Raw genomic sequence first — 16,308 nt, 5'->3', positions numbered from 1 at the left:
ATTAACGTACCTTCAGCGTTGCCAGGCCAATCAGCACCAGCATCAGCGAAATAATCCAGAAGCGCACAATGACGCGCGGCTCCGGCCAGCCTTTCAATTCATAGTGATGGTGAATCGGCGCCATGCGGAAAATACGTTGACCGCGCAGCTTGAACGATCCCACCTGCAGAATCACCGACAGCGTTTCGACCACAAACACGCCGCCCATGATTAACAGCAAGAATTCCTGACGCAGCAGCACGGCGATGGTGCCGAGCGCGCCACCCAGCGCCAATGAGCCGACATCGCCCATGAACACTTGCGCTGGATAGGTGTTGAACCACAAAAATCCGAGTCCAGCTCCGACAATCGCGGTGCAGACAATCACTAATTCGCCCGCGTGCCGTAAATAAGGAATGTGCAGATATTCGGCAAACTTGACGTTACCGGTCGCCCACGCCACCAGCGCAAAGCCTGCTGCCACGAACACCGTTGGCATAATGGCTAAGCCATCAAGGCCATCCGTTAAGTTAACCGCGTTGCCGGTACCGACAATCACGAAGTAGGCCAGCACCACGTAGAACAGGCCCAGCTGCGGCATCACGTCTTTAAAGAATGGCACCACCAGCTGCGTTGCAGGCGTATCTTTACCAGCGATAAACAGCGCGAACGCAACCGCCAGCGAAATCACTGACATCCAGAAATATTTCCAGCGCGCGATCAGGCCTTTGGTGTCTTTGCGCACCACCTTACGATAGTCATCCACAAAGCCGATGATGCCAAAACCGACCAGCACCACCAGTACGCACCAGACGTATGGATTAGACGGATAGGCCCACATCAGCACCGAAATAGTGATGGAGGTGAGGATCATTACGCCGCCCATGGTTGGCGTGCCGCGTTTGCTGAAGTGTGACTCTGGACCGTCGTTACGCACCACCTGGCCGATCTGCAGTTTCTGCAGCCAGGCAATCAGGCGCGGGCCCATCCACAGAGAAATAAACAAGGCGGTCAGCAGGCTGACAATGGCGCGAAACGTCAGATACGAAAAGACGTTAAAGCCGGAATAAAATGCGACCAGATGTTCGGCCAGCCAGACTAGCATGTTCCTTTCTCCTGTAAGCTCTGTACTACCTGCTCCATGGCGGCACTACGTGAACCTTTAACCAAAATAGTGATGTCCTGATGTTCGGACAGCAATGTGCGTAAACGTTCAGTTAGCGCGGTTTTTGTGGCGAAATGCTCGCCTTTACCGCTGTTTTCGCCAATCAGCTGGCTCAGAGTCCCAATGCTCAGCACGCGATCGACACCGGCCGCTTTGGCCGCATCGCCGACCTGGCGATGACACAGTTCGGCTTCATCACCCAATTCAGCCATATCGCCCACTACCATCACGCGATAGCCCGGCATATCGCCTAGCACCTGTGCGGCGGCAGTCATAGAACCGACATTGGCGTTGTAGCTGTCATCCAGCAGCAGTTGATTGGCCGCCAGGCGAATCGGGAACAGTCGACCAGGAACAGCCTGCAAGGTTTTAAGGCCAGCTTGAATCGCCGACAGCGGCGCATCTACTGACAATGCCAACGCTGCAGCGGCTAACGCATTCGAGATGTTATGACGGCCCGGCAGCGGCAGCTCCACGGCGATATCACCACGTGGCGTATGCAGCGTGAACAGCGTGGCATCGGCTCGCAGCACGATTTCGCTGGCGCGGAACTCTGCATCAGCCATCGGCTGCGGCGAGAAGCGCCACAAGGTTTTATCTGCAAACTGTGATTGCCAGTTGGCCAGATCGTTGCTGTCAGCGTTGACGATCGCGGTACCGTGTACCGGCAAGCCGCCAAAAATTTCGCCTTTGGCTTTCGCCACACCCGCCAGCGAGCCAAAGCCTTCCAGATGGGCAGCAGCAAGGTTATTCACCAGCGCAGTTTCCGGACGCACCAGATCGGTGGTGTAGGCAATTTCACCCTGATGGTTGGCACCTAACTCGATCACCGCGTAAGCATGCTCTTTGGTGAGACGCAGCAGCGTCATCGGTACACCGAAGTCGTTGTTCAGGTTGCCGGCCGTGTAAAGCGTTTCGCCACACTGACGCAAAATCGCGGCGGTCATCTCTTTGACCGAGGTTTTGCCAGATGAACCGGTCAGCGCAACCACGCGAGCGTTCGCCTGTTGGCGTACCCACGCGGCGAGTTGCCCAAAAGCAATCCGCGTATCAGCCACAACCACCTGCGGGACAGAAACCGGCAGCAGTTGACTGACCAGCAGCGCCTGCGCGCCGTTGGCAATGGCATCGTTAGCGAAGTCGTGAGCATCAAAACGTTCACCCACCAGCGCCACAAACAGGCTGCCGGCGTTGACTTTGCGGGTATCGGTGGTGACATCGGCAAGGGTTAAATCCGCGCCGTGCAGTTGACCGCCGCTGATTTCGGCCAGCGTATTGAGAGAAACGGGAATCATGCCATCACCCCCAACAAACGGGCGACGGTGTCGCGATCGGAGTAATCCAAACGGCGGTTGCCAATGATTTGATAATCTTCGTGGCCTTTTCCGGCCACCAACACGATGTCATCGACGCCGGCTTGCATCACGGCGTTGGTGACCGCCTGCGCACGACCGGAAACCACGCGTGCGCGGCCCGGATCGAGCAAGCCGGTGAGAATGTCATTCACAATCGCCATCGGCTCTTCGCTGCGCGGATTATCGTCGGTGATCACGACGATGTCGGAGAATTGCTCAGCAATCGCGCCCATCAGCGGACGTTTGCCTTTGTCACGATCGCCACCGCAGCCAAACACGCACCACAGCTGGCCTTTACAGTGCAGACGCGCCGCTTCCAGCGCTTTTTCCAGCGCATCCGGCGTGTGAGCGTAATCGACAACCACCGTAGGTTTGTCTGGCGCAGTGAATACTTCCATGCGACCACACACCGGCTGCAGCTGCGGTGCAGTGGCAACCAGCGCATCAAGCGGATAATCCAGCGCCAGCAGCGTACCCAGCGCCAGCAATAGGTTGCTCACGTTGAAAGCGCCCATCAGGCGGCTATCAAACTCGCCGTTGCCCCAGCTGGAGCTGAACTGAATATGCGCACCGCCGTCGTGATAATCCACCGCCGTAGCTTTCAGCCAGCGGCCATGACAGCCCGATTGCAGATTGTCTTCCATGGTGACCGCTACCGCATCCGGCAATTTTGCCAGCCAGCGACGTCCCACGTCATCATCAGCATTGATGATGGCTTCAGCGACCTGATGCTCAGAGAACAGTAACCATTTAGCGGATTCATAACTCTCCATATCACCGTGATAATCGAGGTGATCGCGGCTCAGGTTAGTAAATACCGCGGCCGCAAACGGCAAGGCGGCAACGCGATGCTGCACCAAACCGTGTGAGGAGACTTCCATTGCCGTCATGGTTGCGCCCTGCCCGACTAAATCATTCAGCACATGCTGCACATCCACCGCAGAACCGGTGGTGTTTTCGGTTGCCACCAGTTGACCGTAAAGGCCATTGCCTACCGTGCCCATCACTGCGCCGGTTTCACCGAGCAGATTGGCCCACTGCGCCATCAGTTGCGTGGTGGTGGTTTTGCCGTTAGTGCCAGTAACACCAATCAATTTCAGTTTGCTTGCAGGCTGCTGATAAAAGCGTCCGGCCAGTGCAGAGAGACGCTGCTGCAACTGCGCCAGATAGATAACCGGGACGCCATGCATCTCGCGGATATCTCCATCGCTGGCTTCGCCTTCGGCTTCGGCAATCACTGCCGCTACGCCTTGAGCAATAGCCTGCGGAATAAAACGACGTCCATCAGCATGATGGCCCGCCACGGCGATAAACAGATCGCCAGAAGCCGCCGCGCGGCTATCTAGTGTCATGTCACGGAGTGGACGCGCCGGCGCACCCGGCACCCACGGGGCCAGTAAGTCGCGCAGGTTACGATCTGTCACTTGATTCCTCACTTCTATTCTTCACCAACTCGTTCTTATCAACTGTTGGCAGCGCATCAGGTTCGATATTCATGGTACGCAATACGCCGCCCATGATGGCGCCAAACACCGGTGCTGAAACCGCACCACCATAATATTTACCGGCCTGGGGATCGTTGATCACCACCACCAGCGCAAAACGAGGACGGCTGGCAGGCGCAACGCCTGCGGTATAAGCAATGTATTTGTTGACGTAACGTCCATCCGGTCCAACTTTCTTGGCGGTACCGGTTTTGATGGCAATGCGATAGCCCTTGATGGCGGCTTTCACCCCACCACCGCCAGGCAACGCAACGCTTTCCATCATGTGCATCACCGTTTTCACCAGGTCTTCCTGGAAAACGCGTTCACCCGCCACTGGCGGGTCAACTTTGGTGATCGACAGCGGGCGATTGATGCCGTAGCTGCCAATGGTTGCGTAGACTCGCGCTAACTGTAACGGCGTTACCATTAGCCCGTAGCCGAAAGAGAAGGTGGCCCTCTCTATGTCAGACCACCGTTGTTTTTGAGGGTATAAGCCACTACTTTCCCCGACCAGCCCCAAATTGGTCGGTTTACCCAGTCCAAAGCGCGCGTAAGTATCTACAAGTGCTGAGGAGGGCATCGCTAACGCCAAACGTGAAACCCCGACGTTACTCGACTTCTGTAAGACCCCGGTAAGGGTCAATTCGTTGTAGCGCGCCACGTCTTTGATCTCATGACCATTGACGCGGTACGGCACGGTATTCAGTACGCTGTTCTCTTTCACCACACCGCGCTGCAAAGCCGTCATCACCACCATCGGTTTCACGGTGGAACCTGGCTCGAAGATGTCGGTAATAGCGCGGTTACGCATCACGTCTTTCGGCGTATTGCTGAGATTATTCGGGTTGTAAGCGGGGCTGTTCGCCATCGCCAGCACTTCGCCGGTGTTTACATCCACCAGCACCGCGGTGCCTGATTCGGCTTTGTTGAACGCCACGGCATTATTCAGTTCGCGGTACACCAGCGCCTGCAGACGTTCATCAATGCTCAGCGTCAGGTTGTGCGCGGCGCGGCTATCTACCGAGGAGATATCTTCAATGACGCGGCCGTTGCGGTCTTTACGCACCGTACGTTCACCCGGTGCGCCAGTCAGCCATTTGTCGAAGCTCTTTTCGATGCCTTCAATGCCCTGGCCATCAATGTTGGTAAAACCAATCAGGTGCGCGGTCACCTGGCCCGCCGGATAGTAGCGGCGCGACTCTTCACGCAGATAGATGCCCGGCAGCTTAAGCTTTTTCACATACTCGCCAATCGCTGGATTCACCTGGCGCGCCAGATAGACAAAGCGCCCTTTCGGGTTGGCATTGATACGTGCAGCAAGCTGATCGAGCGGGATCGATAACGCATCCGACAGCGCTTTCCAGCGACTATCCAGCGAGACGCCGCCGTGTTCGGTCAGCTCTTTCGGATCGGCCCAGATCGCATTCACCGGCACGCTCACCGCCAACGGACGACCGGCACGATCGCTAATCATACCGCGCGCGGTTGGCACCGATTGCACACGCAGCGAACGCAAATCGCCCTCTTTCACCAGCTTGTCAGGGTTGATCACCTGCAGCCACGCTACGCGCGACAGCAGTCCGCCCAGCGCCAATAAAATGCACCCGCACAGTAACGCAAAGCGCCAGCTTACAAAGCTGGCCTTATCTTCTTGTTTTTTTAACTTCAGCGTTTTGCCTGCGCCACTCATTGAGTTCTGCGATTCCTTATTTCTGCACCACAATATTTTCCTGCGAAGGATCTACATGCTGCATTTGCAGTTTATCGGTTGCTATCCGCTCTACACGGCTGTGATCGCCCAGTGCGTTCTCTTCAAGAATCAGGTTGCGCCATTCGATATCGAGCGCATCACGCTCCAGCACCAGCTGTTCACGCTGCGCCGTTAACAGGCGCGTCTTATGCGTGGTGGTCACGACCATTACCGAGGACACCAACACCGCGATCAACAGCAACAGCGGGATCTTGCCAAATCGTAGCAAGTCCCCACCAATGACACCGGGTAAGCTGTGGCGCTCGTTGCCAATCATGAGGCCGTTCGCTCCGCGATACGCAATACCGAACTGCGCGCACGTGGATTTTCGTTCACTTCGGCTTCGCCAGGAATCAATTTGCCCAGCGTTTTCAGCTCACGACCGCCTAAGGCTTTAAGCTGCGACTCCGTCATCGGAATGCCTGCTGGCACCTGAGGACCGCGGCTCTGATCGCGCATAAAACGCTTCACTAAGCGATCTTCCAGTGAGTGGAAGCTGATGATCGACAACCTGCCGCCTGGCGCGAGAACCGACAAGGCCCCTTTCAGCGCGGTATCAATCTCTTCCAGCTCACTGTTGATCCAGATACGAATCGCCTGGAAAGTACGCGTTGCCGGGTGCTTAAATTTGTCTTTGACGGGCATGGCGGCGGCAATCACCGTCGCCAGCTCTTTGGTGCGTGTCATCGGCTGGTCGCGGTTACGCTCTACGATGGCGCGCGCAATCCGTTTACCGAAACGCTCTTCACCGTAGGTCTTGATCACGAAAGCGATATCCGCCTCCTCTGCGCTCATCAGCCATTCGGCGGCCGATTGCCCGCGTGTTGGATCCATACGCATATCCAGTGGCCCATCACGCATAAAGGAGAAGCCACGTTCAGCATCATCCAGTTGCGGAGAAGAGACGCCCAGATCGAGCAGAACGCCATCGATCTTGCCGGTCAATCCACGCTCTTCGACGTATTCCGCCAAAGCCGAAAACGGCCCGTGGACGATCGAGAAGCGCGGATCGTTTATCTCAGCGGCTGCGGCTATCGCTTGCGGATCGCGATCAATCGCTATCAGTTGCCCTTTCTCACCAAGCTGCGAAAGGATTAAGCGCGAGTGACCGCCGCGACCAAAAGTGCCATCAATATAAATGCCGTCTTCCCTGATATTGAGGCCGTTTACCGCCTCATCCAGCAGCACTGTGGTGTGTTTGAAATTTTCCTGCATAGCTATAGCGACAAGTCCTGCAACCGCTCAGATAAAGGCTCCTGAGCCGACTGTTCTGTGTCAATATCATCCTTAACTTGTTGATACCAGGTCTGTTCATCCCACAGCTCAAACTTGTTGAACTGTCCAACCAGCATCACTTCTTTGGTCAGGCCGGCATGTTGACGTAACGTGTTCGCCAACAACAAACGACCCGCATTATCCATCTGGCATTCACTGGCATGTCCCAACAGCAGTCGCTGTACGCGACGCTCGGCAGGATTCATGCTGGATAAGCGAGACAGCTTTTTCTCAATGATTTCCCATTCGGGCAAGGTATAAAGCAGCAGGCATGGCTGGTGGAGGTCAATGGTACATACCATTTGCCCCTGAGACTCTGCGACAAGCAATTCACGATAGCGCGTTGGTACTGCTAATCGTCCTTTGCTGTCGAGATTGACCAACGTTGCTCCACGGAACATGCCAGCCTTACCCCTCAATCACCCGTTTTCACCACTTTATCCCACTTTTTACCACGAAACGAGTTTACGGAGCCGATGAAATCCTTGTCAAGCCGCAACGGCAAGTGAATATCACTATTTACATCGGGTGAAATTAATCAATGAGGGAATTAATCGACATGGATTCGTAAAATAAAAAATTAACCTGATGAATAATTGAATAAAAATTTCTGCACGAGGATAAATGGCGAAAAATAAAGCGCTCCGGCGCAAAAATATAATTGCCCCGCAATCTGCGACAGCGGCGGCATTTTAGGGGATTTCTGAAAGGAAGCCCAGCATCATCGCGCCAGCTCTGCCACGCCTCACTGGTGAACATGTAAACAATTAAGAAAAGTCAGCAAGGTTAAATTGTTAGCTGGAGTGGCGATTATTTACGCTTATTTACGCCCTATGGTTTCAAAATATCGACAGGATTAATAAATGCTGGGCAGCGAACTGCCCAGCATTTCATTTAGAGCGGCGACTTAATTGTCCGCGGCGGAATAAATTGCGACGAATACGGGTTAAACCCGGCTTGGGTTTACGTGGTTCATCTAGCGAGGCTAACACCAGTTCCAGCACGCGCTCAGCCACGTCGCGGTGACGTTGCCCCACCGCCAGCACCGGGCACTCGAGGAAATCCAGCAATTCATGGTCGCCAAAGGTGGCGATCGCTAAATCCGTCGGCAGGCGACCATCACGCTTCAGCGTAATGTCCATTACGCCCTGCAGCAGCCCAAACGACGTGGTGAAAAGTGCCTCCGGCATCGGATGATCTTCGAGGTACTTCTCAAATAGCGCGGCAGCGGCGGCCCGATCGAAACTGTTGCAGTAGATGTAATCAATTGGCCGCTCATCATCTTTCCACGCATCGCGGAAACCTAACTCACGCAGGAAGCTGACCGACAACTCAGGCAGCGCGCCGAGGAACAGCACATTTTTCACCGGTAGCTGACGCAATTCAGCCGCCAGCGCCTGCGCATCATCCTGATCGGCACCCACTACGCTGGTAAAGTGTTCACGATCCAGCGCACGGTCCAGCGCGATAATCGGTAACGGATCGTTGATCCAACGCTGATAGAACGGATGCTCTGGTGGCAGTGAAGTTGAAACGATGATGGCATCAACCTGGCGCTGCAACAGATGCTCGATGCAGCGCATTTCGTTGTCTGGCTGATCTTCTGAGCAGGCAATCAGCAGCTGATAGCCGCGCTGACGCGCCTGACGCTCCAGATAATTCGCAATGCGCGTGTAACTGGTGTTTTCCAGATCGGGGATCACGAGGCCAATCGAACGTGTGCGCCCGGCGCGCAGCCCAGCCGCGACGGCATTGGGGTGATAGTTGTGTTCACGCACCACCGCCATCACTTTTTCGACGGTTTTTTCGCTGACACGATACTGCCGCGCTTTGCCATTAATTACATAGCTGGCCGTGGTGCGCGACACGCCTGCCAAACGCGCAATTTCATCCAGTTTCACGGTGACACCTTAATTCTGATAAGCCAGCGCTGACGAAAATATCCGCAGAGTAGCTATGGGTAAAACATTTGTAACATCTAACCGCAGAACACTACGTCGAGCAACCGCTTTTCTCTCGCATCCTGGTCAAGCGCATAAAATAAAAAAACCCGGCATTTCGCCGGGTTAGAATCAGATGAAATCGTTACTTTGGGTGATTAACGCATCACGCGATCGCCGCGCGACACACCCACAATTCCTGAGCGCGCCACTTCGACAATTTCTGCCACGTCACGCACGGTGTTGAGAAACGCATCGAGTTTATCGCTGGTGCCCGCCAGCTGAACCGTGTAAAGCGTTGGCGTGACATCGATAATCTGCCCACGGAAAATTTCCGCGCTGCGCTTCACTTCTTCACGGCCGTAACCGCTGGCCTGGATTTTCACCAGCATGATCTCACGCTCAACGTAAGCGCCCTGACCCAGCTCGCTGACACGTAACACGTCCACCAGCTTGTGCAGCTGCTTCTCAATCTGCTCCAGCACTTTCGCGTCGCCGACCGTTTGAATGGTCATGCGTGACAAGGTGGGATCATCGGTCGGTGCCACAGTCAGGCTTTCGATGTTATAGCCACGTTGAGAGAACAGCCCCACTACGCGGGACAATGCGCCGGATTCGTTTTCCAGCAGAACCGATAAAATACGACGCATAATTAAGTCCTCTCCGTTTTGCTCAGCCACATCTCATCCATCGAACCACCACGAATTTGCATCGGGTAAACGTGCTCGCTGCCGTCAATGTTTACATCGACAAACACCAGACGGCCTTTCGCCAGCTTATCCAGTGCCAGCTGCAGCTTCTCTTCCAGCTCCGCCGGATGCGCAATGGAAATGCCCACATGCCCATACGCTTCGGCCAGACGCACGAAGTCAGGCAGCGATTGCATGTAGGACTGCGAGTGGCGGCCCGAGTAAATCATGTCCTGCCACTGCTTAACCATGCCGAGGAAGCCGTTGTTGAGGTTCAATACCAGCACCGGTAAATCGTACTGCAACGCGGTCGACAGCTCCTGAATGTTCATCTGGATACTGCCATCGCCGGTCACGCAGATAACCGTCTCATCCGGCAGCGCCATCTTCACGCCTAACGCTGCAGGCAAGCCGAAGCCCATGGTGCCTAAGCCGCCGGAGTTGATCCAGCGACGCGGCTTGTCGAACTGGTAGTAAAGTGCGGCAAACATCTGATGCTGACCAACGTCAGACGTCACGTAAGCTTCGCCTTTGGTCAAACGACAGATGGTCTCGATGACTGCCTGCGGTTTGATTTTGTCGCTGGTACGATCGAATTCCAGGCACTTGCGACCGCGCCAGCCTTCAATGGTCTGCCACCAGTCGCGCAGGCTATCAAGTTCCTGCTTCGCATCGCTTTGCGCCAGCAGCTCTAACATCTGTGCCAGCGTCTGCTTCGCATCGCCAACGATTGGAATGTCGGCGCTGACCGTTTTGGAGATCGACGTCGGATCGACATCGATATGCATGATGGTGGCGTTCGGGCAGTACTTCGCCAGATTGTTGGTGGTGCGGTCGTCGAAGCGCACGCCAATACCGAAAATCAGATCGGCATTGTGCATGGTCATGTTGGCTTCGTAAGTGCCGTGCATCCCCAGCATGCCGACACACTGACGATGTGTGCCAGGGAACACGCCCAAGCCCATCAGCGAGGTCGTTACCGGAATATTCAGTTGCTCTGCCAGCTGCAGCAGCTCGGCTTCGCAGCCCGACATAATCGCGCCGCCGCCGGCGTAAATCACCGGCTTGTGTGCTGCCAGTAACGTTTGCAGCGCGCGCTTAATCTGTCCTTTATGGCCCTGAATGGTCGGATTGTATGAGCGCATGCTCACTGTTTCCGGCCAGACGTACGGCAGCTTGTTGGCGGGATTCAGGATATCTTTTGGCAGATCGATCACCACCGGTCCCGGGCGACCGCTTGCTGCCAGCCAGAAGGCCTTTTTCAACACGGTTGGGATCTCTTCGGCGTTTTTCACCAGGAAGCTGTGCTTCACCACCGGGCGGGAGATGCCGACCATGTCGCACTCCTGGAACGCATCGTAACCAATCAGTGACGAAGGCACCTGACCCGACAGAATTACCATCGGGATCGAATCCATATAGGCGGTTGCAATACCGGTAATCGCGTTGGTGGCGCCCGGACCGGAGGTCACTAGCACCACGCCCACTTCACCGGTCGCACGCGCAAGGCCATCGGCCATGTGCACCGCGCCTTGTTCATGACGGACTAATACGTGGTCAATACCACCGACCGTTTGCAGCGCATCGTAAATATCGAGCACCGCTCCGCCCGGATAACCGAATACCTGCTTAACGCCCTGATCGATCAACGAACGGACGACCATTTCGGCTCCTGACAACATCTCCATTTTCTGCCTCCAGGCTTGAGGGACTGAATCCACTGACGTTCGCGTTTCCCGCACGCCACTGATATCCGGCCCCCGATCGCCAATTAAGATCAAAACCTTATGTTTATGCTCAGAAGGCGGCGTTCTGTCCGCCTTCCAGGTACAGGGAATCTACTTGAGTTAATTATTTGAGAGTAGGTCGATTACCATAACCGCAGACAACCCGCCCTGCAAACGCCAGGACGCCACGTCGCGCCCGATCCGGCAATAAAGGCACTGATGCGTGATTATTGCCTGCGAGGATTAAACTAATGCTTCGTCATAACCACAGAGGAAAATGCTGGTTTATAGATTATTTGCAGCGTGTTCTAAGAAATATGATTTTCATATTGCCTGACCACTCAGTCCACAATCTTTTGTGATAATTACTTTCTGGCGTGATTATCTATAAAACGACCTGATCACATCATATTCTTCTTAACAACAAGCCTAATCTTGTTTTATCAGTAATGCGCATTAGCAACTTAAAATTTTAATTATCAACAATTTAAAATAAATTCTATTTTCTAAACGATTTTTTAAGTGGATGGATTCACTTATTCTGTTGCTAATTAATGTCATTGCTCTGCGCAGCCGAAAAATCACAGCACATCGCCCTTCTGACTTCACAGAAATACCCTTGTACTTAAGGTTGACTTCACACGTCAATTCCAGTACCAATATGTGCAGCACTCAATTTACGAGGTTTGACTCATGTTTCATTCTTTCCGCCTACTCGGTCTACTACTAAACGCATCCAGTTTGCGCGGTAGACTCGTGGGCGGAATCAACAACTGATTCGAACCTGCCGAAGTTTAAGAAACCCGCGCCAATGCGCGGGTTTTTTTATGCTCGTAGCACCGGCAAAGTTAATGCATAAGGAAGATTACGATGAGCCAGCAAGTTATTATTTTCGATACCACTCTGCGTGATGGCGAACAGGCTTTACAGGCCAGCCTGAGTGTTAAAGAAAAACTGCAAATCGCTCTGGCGTTGGAACGTATGGGCGTGGATGTAATGGAAGTGGGTTTCCCCGTTTCCTCTCCAGGCGATTTTGAATCCGTACAAACCATCGCTCGTACCATTAAAAACAGCCGCGTCTGCGGACTGGCACGCTGCGTTGAGAAGGACATTGACGCCGCTTACGAATCACTGCGTGTGGCTGAAGCGTTCCGTATTCACACCTTCATCGCGACTTCGCCGATGCACATCGCCACCAAATTGCGCAGCACACTGCCAGAAGTGATTGAACGCGCAGTGCACATGATCAAACGCGCCCGCAACTATACCGACGACGTTGAGTTTTCCTGTGAAGATGGCGGGCGTACGCCAATCGACGATTTGTGCCGCATGGTTGAAGCCGCGATCAATGCCGGTGCAACCACCATCAACATTCCGGACACCGTCGGCTACACCTTGCCAGGCGAATACGCCAACATCATTGGCCAACTGGTGGCACGCGTTCCAAATATCGATAAAGCCATCTTGTCGGTTCACACCCACGACGATTTGGGTATGGCGACCGGCAACGCCATCGCTGCGGTATTGGCCGGTGCGCGTCAGGTTGAAGGTACGCTGAACGGTTTAGGCGAACGCGCCGGTAACTGTGCGCTGGAAGAAGTGATTATGGCGATCAAAACCCGCCAGCAGATCATGAACGTCCACACCAACATCAATCATCAGGAAATCTACCGCACCAGCCAAACCGTGAGCCAAATCTGCAACATGCCGATTCCAGCCAACAAAGCGGTGGTCGGTTCTAACGCCTTCGCCCACTCTTCCGGTATTCACCAGGACGGCGTGCTGAAGAATCGCGAAAACTACGAAATTCTGACGCCAGAATCTATCGGCCTGCACAAAATCCAGCTGAACCTGACTTCCCGTTCTGGCCGCGCTGCGGTGAAACACCGCATGGAAGAGATGGGTTACAAAGAGTCCGATTACAACCTCGACACGTTGTACGACGCCTTCCTGAAGCTGGCCGACAAGAAAGGTCAGGTGTTCGATTACGACCTGGAAGCGTTGGCCTTCATCAACAAGCAGAACGAAGAGCCAGAATATTTCGAGCTCAACGAATTCAACGTGCAGACCGGCTCCAGCGTAACCGCAACGGCCTCCGTGCAGTTGGGCTGCGGTGAAGAGACCAAAGCTGACGCCGCAACCGGTAACGGTCCGGTTGATGCGGTCTATCAGGCGATCAACCGTATTACCGGCTTTGAAGCCGAGCTGATTAACTACAAGCTGACGGCGAAAGGCCACGGCGAGAACGCGCTGGGTCAGGTCGATATTGTGGTCAACTACAACGGTCGTAAATTCCACGGCGTTGGCCTGGCGACCGATATCGTCGAATCATCGGCGAAAGCGATGGTGAACGCGTTGAACAATATTTGGCGTGCTAAGCAGGTGGAAAAAGAACTGCAGCGTAAATTTAAAGATCAGAAGGAAACGGTGTAATTATGTCTAAGTCTTCTCATATCGCGGTATTGCCAGGCGACGGAATTGGTCCGGAAGTGATGGCGCAGGCCATGAAAGTTCTCGATGCAATTCGTACGCGTTTCGACATGCGTATCACCACCAGCGAATATGATGTTGGCGGTATCGCCATCGATCGTCATGGTGAACCGCTGCCACCGGCTACCGTTGCCGGCGCAGAGCAGGCAGATGCAATTCTGTTTGGCTCGGTAGGTGGCCCGAAATGGGAACATCTGCCACCTGCGCAGCAACCCGAGCGCGGTGCGCTGTTGCCGCTGCGTAAGCACTTTAAGCTGTTCAGCAACCTGCGCCCTGCGGCACTGTATAAAGGTCTGGAAGCGTTCTGCCCGCTGCGTAGCGATATCGCCGGACGCGGTTTCGACATCCTGTGCGTGCGTGAACTGACCGGCGGCATCTACTTCGGTCAGCCGAAAGGCCGCGAAGGCAGCGGCCCGCACGAGCGCGCTTTCGATACTGAGGTTTATCATCGTTTCGAAATCGAGCGCATCGCGCGTATCGCGTTTGAATCCGCGCGTAAGCGCCGCAACATCGTCACCTCAATCGACAAAGCCAACGTTTTGCAGACTTCCGTCATGTGGCGCGAGATTGTGAACGAAGTGGCAAAAGATTATCCGGATGTGCAGTTGAGCCACATGTACATCGATAACGCCACCATGCAGCTGATTAAAGATCCATCACAGTTTGACGTGCTGCTGTGTTCTAACCTGTTTGGCGACATCCTGTCAGATGAATGCGCGATGATTACCGGTTCAATGGGCTTGCTGCCTTCCGCCAGCCTGAATGAAGAAGGTTTTGGCCTGTTTGAGCCAGCGGGCGGTTCCGCACCGGATATCGCCGGTCAGAACATCGCTAACCCGATTGCGCAGATTCTGTCGCTGTCACTGCTGTTGCGTTACAGCCTGAATGCGGATGAAGCCGCCGCAAGCATTGAACGCGCCGTGAGCCGTGCGCTGGAAGCGGGTTATCGCACCCGTGATTTGGCCGGTGACGGCAAAGCCGTGAGCACAGATGAGATGGGCAGCATCATTGCCGGTTTCATCGCCGAGGAAAAATAATAAAATGAAAAGCTTATATCAGAAGTTATTTGATGCACATGTCGTTAACGAAACCCCGAACGAAACGCCGTTACTCTATATCGATCGCCATCTGATCCATGAAGTGACGTCGCCGCAGGCCTTTGATGGTCTGCGTGCGCACGGGCGCAAAGTGCGTCAGCCGTCGAAAACCTTCGCCACCATGGATCACAACGTTTCGACGCAGACCAAAGACATCAATGCGTCTGGCGAGATGGCGCGTATTCAGATGCAAGAGCTGATGAAAAACTGTGCTGAGTTCGGCATTCAGCTGTATGACCTGAATCACCCATTCCAGGGCATCGTGCACGTCATTGGGCCAGAGCAAGGTATGACGTTGCCGGGCATGACCATCGTCTGCGGTGATTCCCACACCGCCACGCACGGCGCGTTTGGTTCGCTGGCATTCGGTATCGGTACTTCCGAAGTTGAGCACGTGTTTGCCACGCAAACCCTGAAACAGGGCCGCGCGAAAACCATGAAGATTGAAGTGCTGGGCGAAGCGGCGCCAGGCATTACCGCCAAAGACATTGTGTTGGCCATTATCGGTAAAACCGGCAGCGCTGGCGGTACCGGTCACGTTGTCGAATTCTGTGGCCCAGCGATCGAAGCGCTGAGCATGGAAGGCCGCATGACGCTGTGTAACATGGCGATTGAAATGGGCGCCAAAGCGGGCCTGGTCGCGCCGGACGACACCACTTTCAATTATCTGAAAGACAAGCAGTTCTCGCCGAAGGGCGAGCAGTGGGAACAAGCGGTCGCTTACTGGCGCACGCTGAAGTCTGACAGCGATGCCAAATTCGACAGCATCGTCACGCTGCACGCGGAAGATATCGCTCCGCAAGTGACCTGGGGCACCAATCCAGGCCAGGTAATGGCGGTAGATCAAGCGATTCCGAATCCACAATCCTTTGCCGATCCGGTTGAGCGCGCCTCAGCAGAGAAAGCGCTGGCTTACATGGATCTGCAGCCAGGCATCAAACTGACTGACGTGGCGATCGATAAAGTGTTTATCGGTTCCTGCACCAACTCACGTATTGAAGATCTGCGCGCTGCTGCTGCGATTGCCAAAGGCCGTAAAGTGGCGCCGGGCGTGGTGGCGATGGTGGTGCCAGGTTCGGGTCCGGTAAAAGCACAAGCCGAAGCCGAAGGTCTGGACAAAATCTTCCTCGAAGCCGGTTTTGAATGGCGTTTACCGGGTTGCTCCATGTGTCTGGCCATGAACAACGACCGCCTCAATCCAGGCGAACGTTGCGCATCAACCAGCAACCGTAACTTTGAAGGCCGTCAGGGCCGCGGTGGACGAACTCATCTGGTGAGCCCGGCAATGGCTGCTGCGGCTGCCGTAACCGGTCGCTTTGCCGACATTCGTGAATTGACTCAGGGAGCGTAAGCC

General features: G+C 54.6%; 14 protein-coding genes. 4 read left to right on the top strand and 10 right to left on the bottom strand.

Annotated elements, in window-relative coordinates; all coding sequences use genetic code 11:
- Nucleotide 1 precedes the first annotated feature (1 nt).
- From mraY to ilvI, 10 genes are all read right to left on the bottom strand, one after another.
- Nucleotides 2-1,084 carry a phospho-N-acetylmuramoyl-pentapeptide-transferase gene (gene mraY, locus DEU53_RS14270; protein WP_007888613.1) on the bottom strand — a complete coding sequence of 361 codons (1,083 nt, stop codon included), beginning with the start codon at nt 1,082-1,084 and terminating at the stop codon, nt 2-4.
- Complete coding sequence (gene murF, locus DEU53_RS14265) at nt 1,078-2,439, bottom strand: UDP-N-acetylmuramoyl-tripeptide--D-alanyl-D-alanine ligase (RefSeq protein ID WP_110867521.1); 1,362 nt, start codon at nt 2,437-2,439, stop codon at nt 1,078-1,080. Before murF ends, mraY begins: the two co-directional genes overlap by 7 nt.
- Nucleotides 2,436-3,923 carry a UDP-N-acetylmuramoyl-L-alanyl-D-glutamate--2,6-diaminopimelate ligase gene (gene murE / locus DEU53_RS14260; protein ID WP_110867520.1) on the bottom strand — a complete coding sequence of 496 codons (1,488 nt, stop codon included), beginning with the start codon at nt 3,921-3,923 and terminating at the stop codon, nt 2,436-2,438. The genes murF and murE overlap by 4 nt, the downstream gene beginning before the upstream one ends.
- On the bottom strand, nt 3,910-5,676 hold the full coding sequence (locus DEU53_RS14255) for a peptidoglycan glycosyltransferase FtsI (RefSeq protein ID WP_008108616.1): 1,767 nt from the start codon (nt 5,674-5,676) through the stop codon (nt 3,910-3,912). Before DEU53_RS14255 ends, murE begins: the two co-directional genes overlap by 14 nt.
- 16 nt (nt 5,677-5,692) lie before the next feature.
- Nucleotides 5,693-6,013, bottom strand: a complete 321-nt coding sequence (ftsL, locus tag DEU53_RS14250) for a cell division protein FtsL (protein ID WP_101762119.1) — start codon at nt 6,011-6,013, stop codon at nt 5,693-5,695.
- Nucleotides 6,010-6,951: a 16S rRNA (cytosine(1402)-N(4))-methyltransferase RsmH gene (rsmH, locus tag DEU53_RS14245; protein WP_101762120.1), complete on the bottom strand. Its 942-nt coding sequence runs from the start codon at nt 6,949-6,951 to the stop codon at nt 6,010-6,012. Before rsmH ends, ftsL begins: the two co-directional genes overlap by 4 nt.
- Nucleotides 6,952-6,953: 2 nt before the next feature.
- A complete protein-coding gene (gene mraZ, locus DEU53_RS14240) occupies nt 6,954-7,412 on the bottom strand; it encodes a division/cell wall cluster transcriptional repressor MraZ (RefSeq protein WP_007885013.1) in 459 nt (152 codons plus the stop codon).
- A gap of 489 nt (nt 7,413-7,901) precedes the next feature.
- Nucleotides 7,902-8,912 carry a catabolite repressor/activator gene (gene cra, locus DEU53_RS14235; RefSeq protein WP_101762121.1) on the bottom strand — a complete coding sequence of 337 codons (1,011 nt, stop codon included), beginning with the start codon at nt 8,910-8,912 and terminating at the stop codon, nt 7,902-7,904.
- 197 nt (nt 8,913-9,109) lie between these two features.
- Nucleotides 9,110-9,601 (bottom strand): acetolactate synthase small subunit, encoded by a 492-nt coding sequence (gene ilvN / locus DEU53_RS14230; protein WP_007885011.1) that lies wholly within the window; start codon nt 9,599-9,601, stop codon nt 9,110-9,112.
- Nucleotides 9,602-9,603: 2 nt separating this feature from the next.
- On the bottom strand, nt 9,604-11,328 hold the full coding sequence (ilvI, locus tag DEU53_RS14225; RefSeq protein ID WP_110867519.1) for an acetolactate synthase 3 large subunit: 1,725 nt from the start codon (nt 11,326-11,328) through the stop codon (nt 9,604-9,606).
- A gap of 732 nt (nt 11,329-12,060) precedes the next feature.
- On the opposite strand from ilvI, the gene leuL reads away from it, so the two are divergent.
- The 4 genes from leuL to leuC all read left to right on the top strand — a co-directional run bounded on the left by leuL (nt 12,061) and on the right by leuC (nt 16,305).
- Nucleotides 12,061-12,144, top strand: a complete 84-nt coding sequence (leuL, locus tag DEU53_RS23320) for a leu operon leader peptide (protein ID WP_099686952.1) — start codon at nt 12,061-12,063, stop codon at nt 12,142-12,144.
- A gap of 93 nt (nt 12,145-12,237) precedes the next feature.
- Nucleotides 12,238-13,800, top strand: coding sequence for a 2-isopropylmalate synthase (gene leuA, locus DEU53_RS14215; RefSeq protein ID WP_101762123.1), 1,563 nt, complete (start codon nt 12,238-12,240; stop codon nt 13,798-13,800).
- Nucleotides 13,801-13,802: 2 nt separating this feature from the next.
- The gene (leuB, locus tag DEU53_RS14210; protein ID WP_101762124.1) at nt 13,803-14,894 is read left to right on the top strand and encodes a 3-isopropylmalate dehydrogenase; all 1,092 of its coding nucleotides are present in this window, start codon (nt 13,803-13,805) and stop codon (nt 14,892-14,894) included.
- A 4-nt stretch (nt 14,895-14,898) separates the two neighbouring features.
- Complete coding sequence (gene leuC / locus DEU53_RS14205) at nt 14,899-16,305, top strand: 3-isopropylmalate dehydratase large subunit (RefSeq protein ID WP_101762125.1); 1,407 nt, start codon at nt 14,899-14,901, stop codon at nt 16,303-16,305.
- Nucleotides 16,306-16,308 lie beyond the last annotated feature (3 nt).

The sequence above is a fragment of the Pantoea sp. AG1095 genome, from assembly GCF_003208415.1.
In the GTDB taxonomy this organism is placed as follows: domain Bacteria; phylum Pseudomonadota; class Gammaproteobacteria; order Enterobacterales; family Enterobacteriaceae; genus Pantoea; species Pantoea leporis.
Note: the sequence above shows the minus strand (reverse complement) of the source record. Positions and strands in the feature narration are given on the sequence as shown.

What these genes read in the sequence shown, in the direction of transcription:
- mraY (WP_007888613.1), bottom strand. Translation starts at nt 1,084, where the DNA reads ATGCTAGTCTGGCTGGCCGAACATCTGGTCGCATTTTATTCCGGCTTT.
- murF (WP_110867521.1), bottom strand. Translation starts at nt 2,439, where the DNA reads ATGATTCCCGTTTCTCTCAATACGCTGGCCGAAATCAGCGGCGGTCAA.
- DEU53_RS14255 (WP_008108616.1), bottom strand. Translation starts at nt 5,676, where the DNA reads ATGAGTGGCGCAGGCAAAACGCTGAAGTTAAAAAAACAAGAAGATAAG.
- ftsL (WP_101762119.1), bottom strand. Translation starts at nt 6,013, where the DNA reads ATGATTGGCAACGAGCGCCACAGCTTACCCGGTGTCATTGGTGGGGAC.
- rsmH (WP_101762120.1), bottom strand. Translation starts at nt 6,951, where the DNA reads ATGCAGGAAAATTTCAAACACACCACAGTGCTGCTGGATGAGGCGGTA.
- mraZ (WP_007885013.1), bottom strand. Translation starts at nt 7,412, where the DNA reads ATGTTCCGTGGAGCAACGTTGGTCAATCTCGACAGCAAAGGACGATTA.
- ilvN (WP_007885011.1), bottom strand. Translation starts at nt 9,601, where the DNA reads ATGCGTCGTATTTTATCGGTTCTGCTGGAAAACGAATCCGGCGCATTG.
- ilvI (WP_110867519.1), bottom strand. Translation starts at nt 11,328, where the DNA reads ATGGAGATGTTGTCAGGAGCCGAAATGGTCGTCCGTTCGTTGATCGAT.
- leuL (WP_099686952.1), top strand. Translation starts at nt 12,061, where the DNA reads ATGTTTCATTCTTTCCGCCTACTCGGTCTACTACTAAACGCATCCAGT.
- leuA (WP_101762123.1), top strand. Translation starts at nt 12,238, where the DNA reads ATGAGCCAGCAAGTTATTATTTTCGATACCACTCTGCGTGATGGCGAA.
- leuB (WP_101762124.1), top strand. Translation starts at nt 13,803, where the DNA reads ATGTCTAAGTCTTCTCATATCGCGGTATTGCCAGGCGACGGAATTGGT.
- leuC (WP_101762125.1), top strand. Translation starts at nt 14,899, where the DNA reads ATGAAAAGCTTATATCAGAAGTTATTTGATGCACATGTCGTTAACGAA.